This is a genomic window from Streptomyces cinereospinus (assembly GCF_042430725.1).
In the GTDB taxonomy this organism is placed as follows: Bacteria; Actinomycetota; Actinomycetes; order Streptomycetales; family Streptomycetaceae; genus Streptomyces; species Streptomyces cinereospinus.
The window spans coordinates 56,916-75,323 of record NZ_JBHMCY010000035.1 but is presented as its reverse complement, the minus strand read 5'-3'; the positions used below and the strand labels follow the sequence as shown (position 1 = coordinate 75,323).

20 protein-coding genes are annotated in these 18,408 nt (G+C 70.3%); 16 read left to right on the top strand and 4 right to left on the bottom strand.

Going from position 1 to position 18,408, the window contains the following annotated elements; all coding sequences use genetic code 11:
* The first annotated feature begins 140 nt into the window (after window positions 1-140).
* The 12 genes from glyA (at window position 141) to ACFF45_RS19485 (ending at window position 11,486) form a co-directional block, all read left to right on the top strand.
* Complete coding sequence (glyA, locus tag ACFF45_RS19540) at window positions 141-1,379, top strand: serine hydroxymethyltransferase (RefSeq protein ID WP_381347684.1); 1,239 nt, start codon at window positions 141-143, stop codon at window positions 1,377-1,379.
* A 129-nt stretch (window positions 1,380-1,508) separates the two neighbouring features.
* Window positions 1,509-2,825 (top strand): MraY family glycosyltransferase, encoded by a 1,317-nt coding sequence (locus tag ACFF45_RS19535; protein WP_381347683.1) that lies wholly within the window; start codon window positions 1,509-1,511, stop codon window positions 2,823-2,825.
* Between the two features lie 287 nt (window positions 2,826-3,112).
* On the top strand, window positions 3,113-3,550 hold the full coding sequence (locus ACFF45_RS19530; protein ID WP_381347681.1) for a Cg1360 family ATP-synthase-associated protein: 438 nt from the start codon (window positions 3,113-3,115) through the stop codon (window positions 3,548-3,550).
* Window positions 3,551-3,775: 225 nt separating this feature from the next.
* Window positions 3,776-4,594: a F0F1 ATP synthase subunit A gene (gene atpB / locus ACFF45_RS19525; RefSeq protein WP_512701193.1), complete on the top strand. Its 819-nt coding sequence runs from the start codon at window positions 3,776-3,778 to the stop codon at window positions 4,592-4,594.
* Between the two features lie 76 nt (window positions 4,595-4,670).
* Entirely contained in the window at window positions 4,671-4,907 is a 237-nt protein-coding gene (atpE, locus tag ACFF45_RS19520; RefSeq protein WP_381347679.1) for an ATP synthase F0 subunit C, read from the top strand.
* A gap of 41 nt (window positions 4,908-4,948) precedes the next feature.
* Window positions 4,949-5,497 carry a F0F1 ATP synthase subunit B gene (locus ACFF45_RS19515; protein ID WP_381347678.1) on the top strand — a complete coding sequence of 183 codons (549 nt, stop codon included), beginning with the start codon at window positions 4,949-4,951 and terminating at the stop codon, window positions 5,495-5,497.
* Window positions 5,494-6,309, top strand: coding sequence for a F0F1 ATP synthase subunit delta (locus ACFF45_RS19510; RefSeq protein WP_381347676.1), 816 nt, complete (start codon window positions 5,494-5,496; stop codon window positions 6,307-6,309). Before ACFF45_RS19515 ends, ACFF45_RS19510 begins: the two co-directional genes overlap by 4 nt.
* A 124-nt stretch (window positions 6,310-6,433) precedes the next feature.
* Complete coding sequence (gene atpA / locus ACFF45_RS19505; protein ID WP_381347674.1) at window positions 6,434-8,026, top strand: F0F1 ATP synthase subunit alpha; 1,593 nt, start codon at window positions 6,434-6,436, stop codon at window positions 8,024-8,026.
* Between the two features lie 21 nt (window positions 8,027-8,047).
* Entirely contained in the window at window positions 8,048-8,965 is a 918-nt protein-coding gene (locus ACFF45_RS19500; RefSeq protein WP_381347672.1) for a F0F1 ATP synthase subunit gamma, read from the top strand.
* The gene (gene atpD / locus ACFF45_RS19495) at window positions 8,965-10,413 is read left to right on the top strand and encodes a F0F1 ATP synthase subunit beta (RefSeq protein ID WP_381347670.1); all 1,449 of its coding nucleotides are present in this window, start codon (window positions 8,965-8,967) and stop codon (window positions 10,411-10,413) included. The genes ACFF45_RS19500 and atpD overlap by 1 nt, the downstream gene beginning before the upstream one ends.
* A 119-nt stretch (window positions 10,414-10,532) precedes the next feature.
* The gene (locus tag ACFF45_RS19490; protein WP_381347668.1) at window positions 10,533-10,910 is read left to right on the top strand and encodes a F0F1 ATP synthase subunit epsilon; all 378 of its coding nucleotides are present in this window, start codon (window positions 10,533-10,535) and stop codon (window positions 10,908-10,910) included.
* Window positions 10,911-11,039: 129 nt separating this feature from the next.
* A complete protein-coding gene (locus ACFF45_RS19485) occupies window positions 11,040-11,486 on the top strand; it encodes a DUF2550 domain-containing protein (protein WP_381347666.1) in 447 nt (148 codons plus the stop codon).
* Window positions 11,487-11,569: 83 nt separating this feature from the next.
* Here ACFF45_RS19485 and ACFF45_RS19480 read toward each other — a convergent pair whose 3' ends face one another.
* The 3 genes from ACFF45_RS19480 to ACFF45_RS19470 all read right to left on the bottom strand — a co-directional run bounded on the left by ACFF45_RS19480 (window position 11,570) and on the right by ACFF45_RS19470 (window position 15,366).
* Window positions 11,570-13,399: a glycosyl hydrolase family 18 protein gene (locus tag ACFF45_RS19480; protein ID WP_381347664.1), complete on the bottom strand. Its 1,830-nt coding sequence runs from the start codon at window positions 13,397-13,399 to the stop codon at window positions 11,570-11,572.
* Between the two features lie 141 nt (window positions 13,400-13,540).
* Window positions 13,541-14,182 (bottom strand): response regulator, encoded by a 642-nt coding sequence (locus tag ACFF45_RS19475; RefSeq protein WP_381347662.1) that lies wholly within the window; start codon window positions 14,180-14,182, stop codon window positions 13,541-13,543.
* Window positions 14,179-15,366 carry a sensor histidine kinase gene (locus tag ACFF45_RS19470; RefSeq protein WP_381347660.1) on the bottom strand — a complete coding sequence of 396 codons (1,188 nt, stop codon included), beginning with the start codon at window positions 15,364-15,366 and terminating at the stop codon, window positions 14,179-14,181. The genes ACFF45_RS19475 and ACFF45_RS19470 overlap by 4 nt, the downstream gene beginning before the upstream one ends.
* Here ACFF45_RS19470 and ACFF45_RS19465 point away from each other — a divergent pair.
* Both ACFF45_RS19465 and ACFF45_RS19460 read left to right on the top strand, forming a co-directional pair.
* Window positions 15,365-15,502, top strand: a complete 138-nt coding sequence (locus ACFF45_RS19465) for a hypothetical protein (RefSeq protein WP_381347658.1) — start codon at window positions 15,365-15,367, stop codon at window positions 15,500-15,502. The two genes, ACFF45_RS19470 and ACFF45_RS19465, sit on opposite strands and share 2 nt — an antisense overlap.
* 16 nt (window positions 15,503-15,518) lie before the next feature.
* Window positions 15,519-16,103: a hypothetical protein gene (locus ACFF45_RS19460; protein ID WP_381347656.1), complete on the top strand. Its 585-nt coding sequence runs from the start codon at window positions 15,519-15,521 to the stop codon at window positions 16,101-16,103.
* A 15-nt stretch (window positions 16,104-16,118) separates the two neighbouring features.
* On the opposite strand, the gene ACFF45_RS19455 is transcribed toward ACFF45_RS19460, so the two are convergent.
* Entirely contained in the window at window positions 16,119-16,691 is a 573-nt protein-coding gene (locus ACFF45_RS19455) for a cob(I)yrinic acid a,c-diamide adenosyltransferase (protein WP_381347654.1), read from the bottom strand.
* A gap of 223 nt (window positions 16,692-16,914) precedes the next feature.
* Between ACFF45_RS19455 and ACFF45_RS19450 the strand changes: the two genes are divergently transcribed.
* Together ACFF45_RS19450 and ACFF45_RS19445 are read left to right on the top strand one after the other, a co-directional pair.
* On the top strand, window positions 16,915-17,763 hold the full coding sequence (locus tag ACFF45_RS19450) for a 3-hydroxyacyl-CoA dehydrogenase family protein (RefSeq protein WP_381347652.1): 849 nt from the start codon (window positions 16,915-16,917) through the stop codon (window positions 17,761-17,763).
* A 146-nt stretch (window positions 17,764-17,909) separates the two neighbouring features.
* Window positions 17,910-18,233: an STAS domain-containing protein gene (locus tag ACFF45_RS19445; RefSeq protein ID WP_141313208.1), complete on the top strand. Its 324-nt coding sequence runs from the start codon at window positions 17,910-17,912 to the stop codon at window positions 18,231-18,233.
* Window positions 18,234-18,408 lie beyond the last annotated feature (175 nt).

Below are 18,408 nucleotides of genomic sequence, written 5' to 3'. Positions count from 1 at the left end.
CCGCCACCGCCACCACCACCGCCACGGCCCCCGCCCCGCCACCGCCGCCGTACGACAGCGGGCGCCCGGGCCGGCTCCGGCCTACATTGGTCCTACGTCACCACGGCCCGAGCCGGAAACCGCGACGCCCGGAGTCCACCATGCCGGTCACCCACGCCCCCGAGGCCGATCTCCTGCGGCGGCAGGACCCCGAGCTCGCCGACATCCTGCTCGGGGAGCTGGACCGGCAGTCGACCACGCTCCAGCTGATCGCCGCCGAGAACTTCACCTCGCCGGCCGTGCTGGCCGCCCTCGGCTCGCCGCTCGCCAACAAGTACGCGGAAGGCTATCCGGGCGCCCGCTACCACTCGGGCTGCGAGATCGTCGACGTCGCCGAGCGGCTCGCCGTCCAGCGCGCCCGGACGCTGTTCGGCGCCGCGCACGCCAACGTCCAGTGCCACTCGGGCAGTTCGGCCGTCCTCGCCGCGTACGCCGCCCTGCTGCGCCCCGGCGACACCGTCCTCGCCCTCGGCCTGCCGCACGGCGGCCACCTCACCCACGGCTCGCCCGCCAACTTCTCCGGCCGCTGGTTCGACTTCGTCGGCTACGGCGTCGACGCGGAGACCGGCCTCATCGCCTACGACCAGGTCCGCACCCTGGCCCGCACGCACCGCCCGAAGGCGATCGTGTGCGGCTCGATCGCCTACCCGCGCCACATCGACCACGCCTTCTTCCGCGAGGTCGCCGACGAGGTGGGCGCCTACCTCATCGCCGACGCCGCCCACCCCATCGGGCTCGTCGCCGGGGGAGCGGCGCCCAGCCCCGTGCCGTACGCCGACGTGGTGTGCGCCACCACGCACAAGGTGCTGCGCGGACCGCGCGGCGGCATGATCCTGTGCTCCGCCGAGCTGGCCGGACGCGTCGACCGGGCGGTGTTCCCGTTCACCCAGGGCGGCGCCCAGATGCACACCGTCGCCGCCAAGGCCGTCGCCTTCGGCGAGGCGGCGACACCGGCCTTCCGGGCGTACGCCCATCAGGTGGTCGCCAACGCCCGGGCGCTGGCCGCCGCGCTCACCGCCGAGGGGCTCGGCGTCACCACCGGCGGCACGGACACCCACCTCATCACCGCCGACCCGGCGCCGCTCGGCGTCGACGGCCGCGCCGCCCGCGGCCGGCTCGCCGCCGCCGGAATCGTGCTGGACTGCTGTGCGCTGCCGCACGCCGACGCCCGGGGCCTGCGCCTGGGCACCGCGGCGGTCACCACGCAGGGCATGGGGGAGGGGGAGATGACCCGGATCGCCAAGCTGATCGCGGGGGTGCTGCGGGACCAGGCCGACAGCCGGGCGGTGCGTGAGGAAGTCCGGGAGCTGGCGGGTGGATTTCCGCCGTATCCGCGGTGAGCGGGGGTAACAGGAAATCCGTACACAGCCACACGTGCAACCATCGTCGCTACCCGGAAGTCCCCACCCATATGCGTCCCTCGCTAGGGTGTGGGGCTGAGATGGCCAGCGAGACCTGTGGGGAAGCCCGTGCGTGAATACCTGCTGACGCTCTGCATCACGGCCGCGGTGACGTACCTGCTGACCGGACCGGTGCGGAAGTTCGCGATCGTGGCCGGGGCGATGCCGGAGATCCGGGCGCGTGACGTGCACCGGGAACCCACGCCGCGGCTCGGCGGGATCGCGATGTTCTTCGGCCTGTGCGCCGGCCTGCTGGTCGCCGACCACCTCACCAACCTCAGCGAGGTCTTCGAGCGGTCCAACGAACCGCGCGCGCTGCTCTCCGGGGCGGCGCTGATCTGGCTCATCGGGGTGCTGGACGACAAGTTCGAGATCGACGCCCTGATCAAGCTGGGCGGCCAGATGATCGCCGCCGGCGTGATGGTGATGCAGGGCCTGACGATCCTGTGGCTGCCGGTCCCGGGCGTCGGCACGGTGGCGCTGACCCAGTGGCAGGGCACGCTGCTGACGGTGGCGCTGGTCGTCATCACCATCAACGCGGTCAACTTCGTCGACGGGCTGGACGGCCTGGCGGCGGGCATGGTGTGCATCGCGTCGGCCGCGTTCTTCATGTACGCGTACCGGATCTGGTACTCGTACGGCATCGAGGCCGCCGCCCCGGCCACCCTGTTCGCGGCGATCCTGATGGGCATGTGCCTGGGCTTCCTGCCGCACAATATGCACCCGGCGCGCATCTTCATGGGCGACTCCGGGTCGATGCTCATCGGGCTGGTGCTGGCGGCCGGCGCGATCTCGGTGACCGGGCAGGTCGACCCGGACGTGATGAAGCTGTTCTCCGGCTCCGAGCGCAACGCGGTGCACCAGATGGTGCCGGTCTACATCCCGCTGCTGATGCCGCTGACCATCATCGCGATCCCGGCGGCCGACCTGATCCTCGCCATCGTGCGCCGCACCTGGCGCGGCCAGTCCCCGTTCGCCGCCGACCGGGGCCACCTGCACCACCGGCTGCTGGAGATCGGCCACTCCCACAGCCGCTCGGTGCTGATCATGTACTTCTGGTCGGCGCTGATCGCCTTCGGCGCCCTCGGCTACTCGGTGAACTCGGCGTCGATGTGGATCGTGCTGGGCGTGGTGCTGCTCAGCGCCATCGGTCTGATCCTGCTGCTGCTTCCCCGCTTCACCCCGCGCGCGCCGCTGTGGGCCGAGCACTTCGTGCCGCCGCGCTACCGCCGGCGCCGTCCGCCGATGCATTCCGCCGCCGAGGTCCCGGCCGGGGTTCCGGCCGGGGTTCCGGCCGGGGAGGACGAGCGCACGCCTGTGGCCGCAGGGGTCTCCGGGGTCAACGGGGCGACCGCTGTCGGCTCCCGCTCCCGCCTCACAAGGTAAGAATCTGACTAAGGCATTGCCAAGCCGTGGGGGAACGGAAACCCCAATACCAGACAAAGCGGCTCAGTTGCTGCACAGACGCGCACGGTCACTCTCATGTGTGACAGTCCGCACACCGTCAGGTAAAGACCTCATCAAATAGTTTGTGATACCGTTCACGAGAACCCCCCGGATAGAGCCGAAGGACCGTGGTGCGACGGTCCACCGGCATGAGGTTCTCTCTCAGCCCGGGACTACGCTCGTCCATGACGACACCCTGCCCCCCCTGTGAAAGCGGAGTTGCCGCCATGCCGTCCAATGACGCCCGGAACCTGTTGCAGACAGCTGCGCCCGCAGCCGCTGTCGGTGTGGTCACGGTGGCCGTCAGCGGTGCGGTCGCCGGCGGCGAGGGCGCGCTCGGTGCCGCCGTCGGCACGGTCCTGGCCATCCTGTTCATGGGAATCGGCCTCTACGTTCTGCAGTGGACGGCAAAAACGCTCCCGCAGCTGTTCCAGGCCATGGGCATGATGCTCTACGTCGCCCAGCTCCTGCTGCTCCTGATCTTCGTCGCCCTCTTCCAGGACACCTCTCTCTTCAACCCGAGGACGTTCGCCGTCGGCCTCGTCGTCGCGACCGTCGTCTGGATGGCCGCGCAGGCCCGTGCGCACCTGAAGGCCAGGATCTTCTACGTCGATCCGGACGCCTCGAAGAGCGAGCAGCCCGAGAAGACAGGGCCGTCGTCGTGAGGGGTAGGGGCGGGATAAAGGCCAGTGAGAACTCCTGCTATCGTCCGGTGCCAACTGCGGCATCGCGGGCGCGGGCATCTGAGCTGACGCCTGCTCGATCGCGAGGCTCGATGTCCCCCGGCCGCCCCCACATCCGTAACACCAGTCCGGTGCCGACCCGCGGCCGCGTGCCGCGCCGACACAACGAGGTTGCCGTACCCATGCGTCACGCCGAAGGAGCCCGTGGTGAGTGCTGACCAGACCCAGCTCGCCTTTGACTGGAGTTGCCGGGTCATGTCCGACAACGGGTGTGGCTTCCCGGCTCCGGGCCTGCACTCGTTCCTCTTCCAGCCGATCGCCACGGTCGGGGGGTTCGAGTTCAACAAGGTGATGCTGCTCGCGCTCATCACCACCGTGCTCGTCATCGGCTTCTTCTGGGCGGCCTTCGGCAAGGCCAAGGTGGTGCCGGGCAAGCTGCAGATGGTCGGTGAGGCGGGCTACGACTTCGTCCGCCGCGGGATCGTCTACGAGACCCTCGGCAAGAAGGAGGGAGAGAAGTGGGTACCGCTCATGGTCTCCCTCTTCTTCTTCATCTGGATCATGAACATCTGGTCGGTGATTCCGCTGGCCCAGTTCCCGGTGTCGTCGATCATCGCGTTCCCGGCGGTGCTCGCCGCGGTCGTCTACGTGGTGTGGCTCGGACTCACCTTCAAGAGGCACGGCTTCGCGGGCGGGTTCAAGAACCTCACCGGTTACGACAAGTCGCTCGGCCCGGTGCTGCCGCTCGTCGTGGTCATCGAGTTCTTCTCGAACGTCCTCGTGAGGCCCTTCACCCACGCGGTCCGGCTCTTCGCCAACATGTTCGCCGGCCACCTGCTGCTCGTGATGTTCACCGTCGCCAGCTGGTACCTGCTGAACAGCTACATGATCCCGGCCGCCGGCGTCTCGTTCCTCATGACCATCGTCATGATCCTCTTCGAGCTCTTCGTGCAGGCCGTCCAGGCGTACGTCTTCGTACTGCTGGCCTGCTCCTACGTTCAGGGCGCTCTCGCCGAGCACCACTGAGCCATCCCACCAGCCCGCACCCCCAGTCGTCCGGTGGCCAACCCCCACCGGTCCGCAAAGAGAAGGAAGTTACAGCATGTCCGCTGTGCAGCTTGCCGCTGAGGTCTCCGGTTCCCTCGGTTCCATCGGCTACGGTCTCGCCGCCATCGGCCCTGGCATCGGCATCGGCATCATCTTCGGCAACGGCACCCAGGCCCTCGCCCGTCAGCCCGAGGCGGCCGGTCTGATCCGCGCCAACCAGATCCTCGGCTTCGCCTTCTGTGAGGCGCTCGCCCTCATCGGCATCGTTATGCCGTTCGTGTTCGGTCAGTAAGAGCCCTTACGCACCGACACGATTCGACGAAAGGCACTGATGTGATCGCCAACCTGGTGCAGCTGGCGGCCGAGGAGGAGCAGAACCCGCTCCTCCCGCCGGGCCCGGAGCTGCTCGTCGGCACCATCGCCTTCGCCATCGTCTTCTTCATCTTCTGGAAGAAGCTGCTTCCGAACATCAACAAGGTTCTGGAGGAGCGCCGCACGGCGATCGAAGGCGGTATTGAAGAGGCCGAGACCATGAAGGTCGAGGCCCAGAGCGTCCTTGAGCAGTACAAGGCCCAGCTCGCCGAGGCCCGGCACGAGGCCGCGCGGCTGCGCCAGGAGGCGCAGGAGCAGGGTGCCGCGCTCATCGCCGAGATGCGCGCGGAGGGTCAGCGGCAGCGCGAGGAGATCGTCACCGCCGGCCACGCCCAGATCGAGGCCGACCGCAAGGCCGCCTCGTCGGCGCTCCGGCAGGACGTCGGCAAGCTCGCCACCGAGCTGGCCGGCAAGCTGGTCGGTGAGTCCCTCGAGGACCACGCCCGCCAGAGCCGTGTGATCGACCGCTTCCTCGACGAGCTCGAGGAGAAGGCCGAGGCCACGCGATGAACGGAGCGAGCCGCGAGGCCCTGGCAGCCGGACGTGAGCGTCTCGACGCGCTGACGGACAACACGTCCGTGGACGCGGCGCGGCTCGCCGGCGAGCTGGCGGCCGTCACCGCGCTGCTCGACCGCGAGGTGTCGCTGCGTCGGGTCCTGACCGACCCGGCGCAGGCCGGTGAGGCCAAGGCCGAGCTGGCTCAGCGCCTGCTCGGCGGCCAGGTCAGCGGCGAGACCGTCGACCTGCTGGCCGGTCTGGTGCGCTCCCGCTGGTCGCAGCCCCGCGACCTGGTGGACGCGCTGGAGCAGCTGGCGAACACCGCCGACCTCACCGCCGCGCAGCGGACGGGCACCCTCGACAACGTCGAGGACGAGCTCTTCCGGTTCGGCCGGATCGTCGCCTCGAGCACCGAGCTGCGTGCCGCGCTGACCAACCGTGCGGCCACCGCCTCGGCCAAGAGCGAGCTGCTGCGCAGCCTGCTCGGCGGACGGGCCGATGCGACCACCGAGCGTCTGGTGACGCGCCTTGTGACCGCGCCGCGGGGACGTAGCCTGGAGTCGGGCCTCGAGTCCCTGTCCAAGCTCGCCGCCGAGCGCCGGGACCGCATGGTCGCCGTCGTCACCTCGGCGGTACCGCTGAGCGACGGCCAGAAGCAGCGCCTCGGCGCCGCGCTGGCCAAGCTCTACGGCCGCCGGATGCACCTCAACCTCGACGTGGACCCGGCGGTCCTCGGCGGGATCCGGGTGCAGGTCGGTGACGAGGTCATCAACGGCTCCCTCGCCGACCGTATCGAGGACGCCGGCCGCCGACTGGCGAGCTAGCAGCAACTTCATAGCAGTACGTACTTATGACGGCCCTGGTTGGGCCGTACAGAAGAATCCTGGGGGTCGCCCCCAGACCCCCAAAGTGAAACTTCGGGCCCAACAAGGAGAGCAGGGAACCCAGATGGCGGAGCTCACGATCCGGCCGGAGGAGATCCGGGACGCACTGGAGACCTTCGTCCAGTCGTACAAGCCGGACGCGGCCTCGCGCGAGGAGGTCGGTACGGTCACCCTTGCCGGCGACGGCATCGCGAAGGTCGAGGGTCTGCCCTCGGCCATGGCCAACGAACTGCTGAAGTTCGAGGACGGCACCCTCGGCCTCGCGCTCAACCTGGAAGAGCGCGAGATCGGCGCCATCGTCCTCGGTGAGTTCAGCGGCATCGAGGAGGGTCAGCCGGTCACGCGCACCGGTGAGGTCCTCTCCGTCGCGGTCGGCGAGGGCTACCTCGGCCGCGTGGTCGACCCCCTCGGCAACCCGATCGACGGCCTCGGCGAGATCGAGACGTCCGGCCGCCGCGCCCTCGAGCTGCAGGCCCCCACGGTCATGCAGCGCAAGTCGGTGCACGAGCCGATGGAGACCGGCTACAAGGCCGTCGACGCGATGACCCCCATCGGCCGCGGTCAGCGTCAGCTGATCATCGGTGACCGCCAGACCGGCAAGACCGCCCTGGCCGTCGACACGATCATCAACCAGCGCGACAACTGGCGCACCGGCGACCCGGGCAAGCAGGTCCGCTGCATCTACGTCGCCATCGGCCAGAAGGGCTCCACCATCGCGTCGGTCCGCCGCGCTCTGGAGGAGAACGGCGCGCTGGAGTACACGACGATCGTCGCCGCCCCGGCGTCCGACCCGGCCGGCTTCAAGTACCTGGCGCCGTACACCGGCTCGGCCATCGGCCAGCAGTGGATGTACGAGGGCAAGCACGTCCTGATCATCTTCGACGACCTGTCGAAGCAGGCCGACGCCTACCGCGCCGTGTCCCTGCTGCTGCGCCGCCCGCCGGGCCGTGAGGCCTACCCGGGTGACGTCTTCTACCTGCACTCACGCCTGCTGGAGCGCTGCGCAAAGCTCTCCGACGAGATGGGCGCCGGTTCGATGACCGGTCTGCCGATCGTCGAGACCAAGGCCAACGACGTCTCGGCGTTCATCCCGACCAACGTCATCTCCATCACCGACGGCCAGTGCTTCCTGGAGTCGGACCTGTTCAACGCCGGTCAGCGTCCCGCGCTGAACGTCGGTATCTCCGTCTCCCGAGTCGGTGGTTCCGCGCAGCACAAGGCGATGAAGCAGGTCTCCGGCCGTCTGCGTGTCGACCTGGCCCAGTTCCGTGAGCTGGAGGCGTTCGCCGCCTTCGGTTCCGACCTGGACGCCGCGTCGAAGGCGCAGCTGGAGCGGGGCCAGCGGATGGTCGAGCTGCTGAAGCAGGCTCAGTACCAGCCGATGTCCACCGAGGACCAGGTCGTCTCCATCTGGGCCGGCACCACCGGCAAGATGGACGAGGTGCCGGTCGCCGACATCCGCCGCTTCGAGAGGGAGCTGCTGGAGTACCTGCACCGCAAGGAGCAGGGCCTCATGACCTCCATCAAGGAGGGCGGCAAGATGTCGGACGACACCCTCTCGGCCGTCGCCGACGCCATCGTCGAGTTCAAGAAGCAGTTCGAGACCTCGGACGGCAAGCTGCTCGGCGAGGACACCCTGGCCGCCGCCGCCAAGTGACGTAAGGAAGGGACCTGACTCATGGGAGCCCAGCTCCGGGTCTACAAGCGTCGCATCCGATCCGTCACCGCGACCAAGAAGATCACCAAGGCGATGGAGATGATCGCCGCCTCGCGCGTCGTCAAGGCGCAGCGCAAGGTGGCGGCCTCCACGCCGTACGCGCAGGAACTGACCCGCGCGGTCACGGCGGTCGGCACCGGGTCGAACACCAAGCACCCGCTCACCACCCAGGCCGAGACGGTCACCCGGTCCGCGGTGCTGCTGCTGACCAGCGACCGGGGTCTGGCCGGTGCGTTCAACTCCAACGCCATCAAGGCGGCGGAGCAGCTCACCGAGCGGCTGGAGCGCGAGGGCAAGCAGGTCGACACGTACATCGTCGGCCGACGCGGTGTCGCCCACTACAACTTCCGTGAGCGCAGGATCGCGGAGTCGTGGACCGGCTTCACCGACGAGCCCTCGTACGCGGACGCCAAGAAGGTCGCGGCGCCGCTGATCGAGGCCATCGAGAAGGACACGGCGGACGGCGGCGTGGACGAGCTCCACATCGTCTTCACCGAGTTCGTCTCGATGATGACGCAGACCGCGCTGGACGCGCGGCTGCTGCCGCTCAGCCTCGACGAGGTCGCCGCGGAGGCCAAGCCCAAGGGCGAGATCCTCCCGCTGTACGACTTCGAGCCGTCGGCGGAGGACGTCCTGGACGCCCTGCTGCCGCGGTACGTCGAGAGCCGGATCTACAACGCGCTGCTCCAGTCGGCCGCTTCGAAGCACGCCGCCACCCGGCGCGCGATGAAGTCGGCCACTGACAACGCGGGCGAGCTGATCAACACGCTCTCCCGTCTTGCCAACGCGGCCCGCCAGGCCGAAATCACCCAGGAAATCAGCGAGATCGTCGGTGGCGCGAGCGCCCTGGCCGACGCGACCGCGGGGAGTGACAACTAATGACCACCACTGTTGAGCCGACCGCTGCGTCGGGCGTGGCCACCGGCCGCGTCGCGCGGGTCATCGGCCCGGTCGTCGACGTGGAGTTCCCCGTCGACGCGATGCCGGACATCTACAACGCCCTTCACGTCGAGGTGGCCGACCCGGCCAACGCCGGCGAGAAGAAGACGCTGACCCTGGAGGTCGCCCAGCACCTGGGTGACGGCCTGGTCCGCACCATCTCGATGCAGCCGACCGACGGTCTGGTCCGCCAGGCCGCCGTCACCGACACCGGTACGGGCATCACCGTCCCGGTCGGCGACTTCACCAAGGGCAAGGTGTTCAACACCCTCGGTGAGGTGCTGAACGTCGACGAGACCTACGAGGGCGAGCGCTGGTCCATCCACCGCAAGGCCCCGAACTTCGACGAGCTCGAGTCGAAGACCGAGATGTTCGAGACCGGCGTCAAGGTCATCGACCTTCTCACCCCGTACGTCAAGGGTGGAAAGATCGGTCTGTTCGGCGGTGCCGGCGTCGGCAAGACGGTGCTCATCCAGGAGATGATCTACCGCGTCGCCAACAACCACGACGGTGTCTCCGTGTTCGCCGGTGTCGGTGAGCGCACCCGTGAGGGCAACGACCTCATCGAGGAGATGTCGGACTCGGGCGTCATCGACAAGACCGCGCTGGTCTTCGGCCAGATGGACGAGCCCCCGGGCACCCGTCTGCGCGTCGCGCTGGCCGGCCTCACCATGGCCGAGTACTTCCGTGACGTCCAGAAGCAGGACGTGCTGTTCTTCATCGACAACATCTTCCGCTTCACGCAGGCCGGTTCCGAGGTGTCGACCCTGCTCGGCCGTATGCCCTCCGCGGTGGGCTACCAGCCGAACCTGGCCGACGAGATGGGTCTCCTCCAGGAGCGCATCACCTCGACCCGTGGTCACTCGATCACCTCGATGCAGGCGATCTACGTCCCCGCGGACGACCTGACCGACCCGGCCCCGGCCACCACGTTCGCCCACCTCGACGCGACGACGGTGCTCTCCCGTCCGATCTCGGAGAAGGGCATCTACCCGGCCGTGGACCCGCTGGACTCCACGTCCCGCATCCTGGACCCGCGGTACATCGCGCAGGACCACTACGACGCCGCCATGCGCGTCAAGAACATCCTGCAGAAGTACAAGGACCTCCAGGACATCATCGCGATCCTCGGTATCGACGAGCTCGGCGAGGAGGACAAGCTCGTCGTCCACCGGGCCCGTCGCGTGGAGCGCTTCCTGTCCCAGAACACCCACGTCGCCAAGCAGTTCACCGGCGTGGACGGCTCGGACGTGCCGCTGGACGAGTCGATCGCCGCGTTCAACTCGATCTGCGACGGCGAGTACGACCACTTCCCCGAGCAGGCGTTCTTCATGTGCGGTGGTCTCGAGGACCTGAAGAAGAACGCGAAGGAGCTGGGCGTCTCCTGACCCGGGCCCGCGTGCTCGTGTCGTGAGGGGGCGGGGTCGTCCCGCCCCCTCTGCCACGCCCATTAGACTTGTAACCAACACCCGGCCGAACCGCCGGGTGGTGACCCGAGGAGCCACCCTTGGCTGCTGAGCTGCACGTCGAGCTGGTCGCTGCGGACCGCCAGGTCTGGTCCGGCGAGGCCACCCTGGTCGTCGCGCGTACCACGTCCGGCGACATCGGCGTCATGCCCGGTCACCAGCCGCTGCTCGGTGTGCTGGAGTCGGGCCCGGTGACCATCCGGACGAGTGATGGTGGAACGGTCGTCGCCGCGGTGCACGGCGGTTTCATCTCGTTCGCGGACGACAAGCTGTCCCTGCTGGCCGAGATCGCCGAGCTGGCCGACGAGATCGACGTCAAGCGCGTCGAGCAGGAGCTGGAGCGCGCGAAGGCGGAGGACGACGCCGAGGCCCAGCGCCGCGCGGACGTCCGACTGCGGGCGGCGACGGCGGCCCGTTGACCGAGTCCGCCGTGCGATGACGTCACTCAGCCGCGGTCGGCACCGGAGCAATCCGGAGCCGACCGCGGCTGAGGCGGATATGGGTGTTTTTTACGTTCCGTTACCTAGGAGACGAGGAGGTCGGTGCCGATGGTCCTCGCTCTGACTGTGTGCGGAATCGTCGTCGCGCTGGTGGTGCTGGGGCTGTTCGTCTTCGGCCTGCGCCGCCGGCTCATCCAGCGGTCCGGCGGCACCTTCGACTGCAGCCTGCGCTGGGACGTGGCCGAGAAACCCGACACCGGCGGCAAGGGCTGGGCGTACGGTGTGGCCCGCTACAACGGCGACCGGGTGGAGTGGTTCCGCGTCTTCTCCTACGCCCCCCGCCCGCGCCGCGTCCTGGAGCGGTCCGCCATCGAGGTGGCCGGCCGCCGGCTGCCCGAGGGCGAGGAGGAGCTGGCGCTCCTGTCCGACTCGGTGGTGCTGGCCTGTCTGCACCGGGGCACGCGCCTGGAACTCGCCATGAGCGAGGACGCGCTGACCGGTTTCCTCGCGTGGCTGGAGGCAGCCCCGCCCGGACAGCGGGTGAACGTGGCGTAGCCTCGTTCACCCGCCGGGCGGGGGTCCCCCCGGACGGAGTCCGGGGGGAGCGTCGATGGTGCTCAGGGGTGGTGCGGTGCGGGCTACTTCAGCCCGTTGCTGATGGCGGTGACCAGTTCGCCGTTGCCGGTGTCGCCGCTGAACTCCCAGAAGAAGGCGCCGCCCAGCCCCTGGTTCTTGGCCCAGGTCATCTTCCCGGCGATGGTCGACGGGGTGTCGTAGGACCACCAGTTGGTGCCGCAGTGCGCATAGGCCGTACCGGCGATGGTGCCGGTGACCGGGCAGGTGTTCTTGAGGATCTTGTAGTCCTCGATGCCCGCCTCGTAGGTGCCGGGGGCCGCGCCGGTCGCCGCGCCGCCGGGGGCCGACTGGGTGACGCCGGTCCAGCCGCGACCGTAGAAGCCGATGCCGAGCAGCAGCTTGGCGGACGGGACGCCCTTCGACTTCAGCTTGGCGATCGCGTCGGCCGAGTTGAAGCCGGCCGCCGGGATCCCCGGGTACGAGGTGAGCGGGGAGTGCGGGGCGGTCGGGCCGTCCGTGTCGAAGGCGCCGAAGTAGTCGTACGTCATCACGTTGTACCAGTCGAGGTACTGCGCGGCGCCGCCGTAGTCGGCCGCGTCGATCTTGCCGCCGGAGGAGCCGTCGGCGGTGATGGCCGCGGTGACCAGGTAGTCGCGTCCGAACTCGGCGCGCAGGGCCTGCATGAGGACCCGGAACGCCGCCGGGCCGGAGGTGTCGCAGGTCAGGCCGCAGGCGTTGGGGTACTCCCAGTCGATGTCGATGCCGTCGAAGACGTCGGCCCAGCGCGGGTCCTCCACGACGGCCTTGCAGGACTTGGCGAACGCGGCGGCGTTCTGCGCGGCCTGGCCGAAGCCGCCGGAGTAGGTCCAGCCGCCGAACGAGTACAGCACCTTGATGTGCGGGTACTTGGCCTTCAGCTGGCGCAGCTGGTTGAAGTTGCCGCGCAGCGGCTGGTCCCAGGTGTCGGCGGTGCCGCTGACCGACTGGTCGGCGGTGTAGGCCCTGTCGTACGCGGCGTAGGTGTCGTCGACGGTGCACTGACCGTTGCTGACGTTGCCGAACGCGTAGTTGATGTGGGTGATCTTCGAGGCGGTGCCGGAGGTGACCAGGTTCTTGACGTGGTAGTTGCGGCCGTAGACGCCCCACTCGGTGAAGTAGCCGAGGTTGACCTTCGCGCCGGGCTGCGGGCCGGGGCCGGTGGAGCCGCCGGTGGTGCGGACCGCGACCGAGGCGCTGACCGGGCCGGTCTGGTCGGCGGTGTCCCGGGCCTGGACGGTGTACGCGTAGTCGGTACCGGCGGTCAGGCCGGTGTCCGTCCAGCTCGTGGTGGTGACGGTGGCGACCTTGGTGCCGCCGCGCAGGACGTCGTAGTTCGTGACGCCCTTGTCGTCGGTGGCGGCGCTCCAGGTGAGCCGCACCGAGGTGTCGGTGACGCCGGAGGCGGTCGGGGTGCCCGGCGCGGAGGGCGGGTTGTCGCCGGGGACCGAGCCGCCGCCGTCACAACTGCCGCCGTTCAGCTTGCAGCCGGCGGGGGCGCCCGTGCCGGTGCCGTTGAAGCCGAAGGTGAGGGAGGCACCGGGGGCGAGGGTGCCGTTCCAGGCCTTGTTCCTGGCCGTCCAGTGGGTGCCGGAGGAGGTGACGTCGGCGTCCCAGGCGGACGTGACGGACGTGCCGGAGGGGAAGTCCCACTCCACGGTCCAGGAGTTCAGGGTGGTGGTGCCGGTGTTCTTGACGGTCCACCTGCCCTCGAAGCCGGTGCCCCAGTCCTGGGTCTTGGCGTAGGTGGCCGTGGCCGAGGTGGCCGCCTGGGCGGGGCTCGCGAGACCGACCAGACCGGCCAGCGGGAGCAGCAGGGTCGCGAACCCTGCCGCGGCTCTGTGTCTGAAGCGCATGCTGCGCCTCCTTATGGGGTTGTCGGGGGATGACTGAGCCATCGGACCCTCAGTGCGGCGAGGATAGAAAGGTCTGGACCATAGGTCAATAGGTCTGGACCACTGCTCCGAGCCGCTGCCCCCGCGGTGCGTCGGCGCCCGCTAGATCCCCAACTCCTGTGCCAGTACCGCCGCTTGCACCCGGCTGCGCAGCCCCAGCTTGCCCAGCAACCGGCTGACGTGCGTCTTCACCGTCGCCTCCGCCATGTCGAGGCGGGCCGCGACGGCGGCGTTGGACAGCCCCTCGCCGAGACACGACAGCACCTCGCGCTCGCGCCGGGTCAGGGCGTCCAGCACCGCGGTGTCGGCCCTCGGCTCCCGGGCCGGCTGCGCGGCGAACTCGGCGATCAGCCGGCGGGTGACCGCCGGGGCGATCAGTCCCTCCCCGCCCGCCACCGTGCGGACCGCCGCCAGCAGGTCCTTCGCCTCCGTGTTCTTCAGCAGGAACCCGCCGGCGCCAGCGCGCAGCGCGCCGAACACGTACGCGTCCAGGTCGAAGGTGGTCAGGACGAGCACGTCGGCCAGCCCCTCCGCCACCACTTGCCGGGTGGCCGCCACCCCGTCCAGCCGCGGCATCTGCACGTCCATCAGCACCACGTCCGGCCGCAGTTCGCGGGCGAGCGCCACCGCCTCCTCGCCGTCGGACGCCTCACCGACCACCTCGATGTCGGGCGCGCTGCGCAGGATGAGCACGAGCCCGGCCCGTACGGCCGACTGGTCCTCGGCGACCAGCACACGGATCATTCGGTCACTCCTTCGATGAGGGGGAGCGTGGTCCGTACCGCCCAGACCCGGCCCCCGGGTGTGTCCTCCGGCCCCGCCGCGAAGCTGCCGTCCAGCAGGGCGGCCCGCTCCCGCATGCCGATCAGGCCGGCGCCGGAGCCGGGCGCCCGGGGGCCGTCCCGGTCGCCGTACGGGCTGGTCACGGTGATGTCCAGGGAGCCGTCGCGGTGCCGCAGCGCGACCTGGACCCGGCCGGGCCCGGCGTGCTTGAGGGCGTTGGTGAGCGACTCCTGCACGATCCGGTAGGCCGCCAGCTCCACCGGCGCGGGCAGACCCGTGCCGTGCTCGGCGACGAGGGCGACGTCCAGGCCGTTGGCGCGGGCGGTGTCCACCAGCGCGCCGAGCCCCTCCAGGGTGGGCGCCGCGGCGGGTTCCGTGTCGCCGCCGGAGTCACGCAGCAGCCCGATCAGCCGGCGCATCTCCGCCAGCCCCTCGACGCTGTTCTCCCGGATGACACCGAGCGCCTGCCGGGTGGTCTCCGGCTCGTCCAGGGAGAGCGCGGCGGTGGAGTGGATGGCGATCGCGGACAGGTGGTTGGCGACCATGTCGTGCAACTCCCGGGCCATCCGCGCGCGTTCCGCCGTGACCGCCTGGACCCGGTCCATCTCGGCGAGCAGCGCGGTCTGCTCGGCGCGCAGCCGGGCGGCGTCGGCGGCCTCGCGGTGGTTGCGCACGATCAGACCGGTGGAGGCGGGCGCGAAGGCGACGATGCCGACGGCGGCCCCGATCAGCAGGGCCTCCGGCACCCGCCACACCGCGAACGGCACGATCGTCGCGGCCACCGTGAGCAGGCCGGCGATCCGGGGGACGCGGCGGGCCGAGGCGGGGGTGCCGTACAGCACGGCCGCGTACATCACGTCGGTGTACATCAGGACGGTGATCAGACTGCCCTGCGTGAGGGTGTCCGCGACCAGCGCGGCCGTGCCGGTGAGCAGGGCGGTGCGCGGGGCGGCCCGGCGCAGCGTCTCGCAGCCCGCCATCACGGCGAGCGGCACCAGCAGCGGCCAGCGCCCCGGCCACAGCACGACCGGCTCGCCGGCCGGGCGGACGCCGAGGCCGATGCCCCACAGCAGCAGCCCGCCGAGCAGCCCGGCCACCCCGACGTACAGGTCGAAGCGGCGCGGGCGGGGGAGTGGTACGGCCATGGCACCATCCAACACGGCGGACGTGCCCGGCGCCTGGTCCGGCGGGACGGTCCGCGAGTACATCGAAGGATGCAGCGGCGGTTCGTCACCGGCGACGACGCGTCCGGCCGGTCCGGACGGGAGCCTGGAGGGGTGACCGAGAGGAGTGCGCCGTGATCGTCGCGTTGATCGTCGTCTGCGAGGTCGGCTTCTGGGTGCTGCTGGCCGCGGGGCTGTTCTTCCGCTACGTGCTGCGGATGCGCCGCACGGGGCTGGCCCTGCTGCTGCTCGAACCGCTGCTGGAGGTCGTCCTGCTGGCCGCCACCGTCATCGACCTCAGGAACGGCGCCGACCCCGGCTGGAAGCACGGTCTGGCCGCCCTCTACATCGGCTGCACCGTGGGCCACGGCCACCGCACGGTGACCTGGCTCGACGGCCACGCCGCGCACCGCCTCGGCGGCGGCGCGCCGCCGGTCCGGCCGCCCCGGTACGGGATGGCGCGGGCCCGGCACGAGGGGCGGATCTGGCTCGGCACGGTCGTGGCCGCGGCGGTGGCGAGCCTGCTCCTGCTGGCCGCGACGTGGTACGTGGGCGACCCGGGGCGCACCGGCCCCCTGCGCAGCTGGATCCTCGTCGCCTGGCGCGCGGCCGGCATCCACGGCCTGATCGCCCTCAGCTACGCCGTCTGGCCGAAGAGGGCGCCCGACGCCCCGGAGCCGGTCACCGCCGGGCGGGGACGCGGCACGCCGCGCCGCTGACCGGGGTGCCCCGGCTCAGCGCTCGCCGCCGGGCACCCACAGCACGTCGCCCCGTTCCTTGTTCGCGGTCCGCGCGAGGATGAACAGCAGGTCCGACAGCCGGTTCAGATAGGTCGCGGTGAGCGGGTTCATCGTCTCGCCGTGCGCCTCCAGCGCCGCCCACGTGGAGCGCTCGGCCCGCCGTACGACGGTGCAGGCCTGGTGCAGCAGGGCGGCGCCCGGCGTGCCGCCCGGCAGGATGAAGGAGCGCAGCTTGTCCAGCCCGTCCAGGAAGCGGTCGCAGTCCGCCTCCAGCCTGTCGACGTAGGACTGCTCGACCCGCAGCGGTGGGTACGCGGGGTTCTCCACCACCGGCGTGCTCAGGTCCGCGCCCACGTCGAACAGGTCGTTCTGGACGCGGGTGAGGACCTTGACGATCTCCTCGTCCAGGCCGCCCAGCGCGATCGCCGTGCCGATCACGGCGTTGGCCTCGTTGGCGTCCGCGTAGGCCGAGATCCGCGGGTCGGTCTTGGCGACCCGGCTCATGTCACCGAGAGCGGTGGTGCCCCGGTCGCCGGTGCGGGTGTAGATGCGCGTCAGGTTGACCATGAGGCCAGCGTAGTGCCGGCGGGCCGCCCGGCGGCCGGCGGATCCGTCGGGGGAGAAGGCGCCCAACTACGCCGTACGGGGCGCCCGGTGAGCCGTGCCGGTGTGATGTCCGTCATGTGAGACGTGACGCGCGTTACTAACCGGTCACACAGGGCCTCACGGACGCTAGGGTCCGCCGGAGAGGATCGTCGACAGCGCGCAAGCATCACCAGGGGAGTCGTCAGTGGCACGGAAGCTCGCCGTCATCGGGGCCGGCCTCATGGGATCCGGCATCGCCCAGGTCTCCGCCCAGGCGGGCTGGGACGTGGTCCTGCGCGACGTCACCGACGAGGCGCTCGAGCGGGGCACCGACGGCATCCGGGCGTCGTACGACAAGTTCGTCGCCAAGGGCCGGCTGGCGGCCGAGGACGCCGACGCCGCCCTCGCCCGGATCACCGCGACCACCGATCTGGACGCCGCCGCCGACGCCGACATCGTCGTCGAGGCCGTCTTCGAGAGGCTGGACGTCAAGCACGAGATCTTCCGCACCCTGGACGGGATCGTGCGCCCGGACGCCGTGCTCGCCTCCAACACCTCCGCCATCCCGATCACCAAGATCGCGGCCGTGACGGAGCGCCCGGAGCGGGTCGTCGGCACCCACTTCTTCTCGCCGGTGCCGATGATGCAGCTGTGCGAACTGGTCCGCGGCCACAAGACCAGCGACGAGACCCTCGCCACCGCACGGGAGTTCGCCGAGTCGGTCGGCAAGACCTGCATCGTCGTCCACCGCGACGTGGCCGGCTTCGTCACCACCCGGCTCATCTCGGCGCTCGTCGTCGAGGCCGCCAAGCTGTACGAGTCGGGCGTCGCCTCGGCCGAGGACATCGACCTGGCCTGCAAGCTCGGCTTCGGTCACGCCATGGGCCCGCTGGCCACGGCCGACCTCACCGGCGTCGACATCCTGCTGCACGCCACGAGCAACATCTACACCGAGACCCAGGACGAGAAGTTCGCTCCGCCGGAGCTGATGCGCCGGATGGTTGACGCCGGTGACATCGGACGCAAGAGCGGGCAGGGCTTCTACAAGCACTGAGTCGGCGCACGCCCCCGAGACATCACACCTCGGGGTGAATTCGGTATCGGTTCGCTGACAAGCAGCAACCGCGTCGCCACGGAAGCAGTCAGACGGTGCACAGCCACCGTCAGCCGAGTACGCCATCGCACTCACGGGGAGCGCATATGCACATCAGGGGCGACCACGCCGAGGTGGTCGTCGGGGGCCGTCTCGACGTCCGCAGCGCGGCGGACGCCCGTACGGTCCTGCACTCGGCCGTCGACGACGGCGACGGCGACCTCGTCCTCGACCTGTCCGAACTGGACTCGTGGGACGCCACCGGACTCGGGGTCATCATGGGTGCCCACCGGCGGGCCGGCCGCTGCGGCCGGCGCCTGGTGCTGCGCGGCGTACCGCCGCAGATGCAGCGCCTGCTGGTGGCCACCCGGCTGCACCGGATCCTGGCCATCGAGGGCGGCATCGGGGTGGAGTCGCTGCCCCGCGTCTGACCCCGGTCCGGGGGCGCCACCGGGGCCGGTGGAGACCGGGCGGCTCACGGCGAAACGCCCGACGCACCCAATCCTCACGAGACCGTGACGTCTCGGACCCGGTGGCACCCCGGGCTGTCGTGGATACTGACCGAAGGATTAGGGTTCGGTCGCCCGCGTCTGATCCACCCTCGTG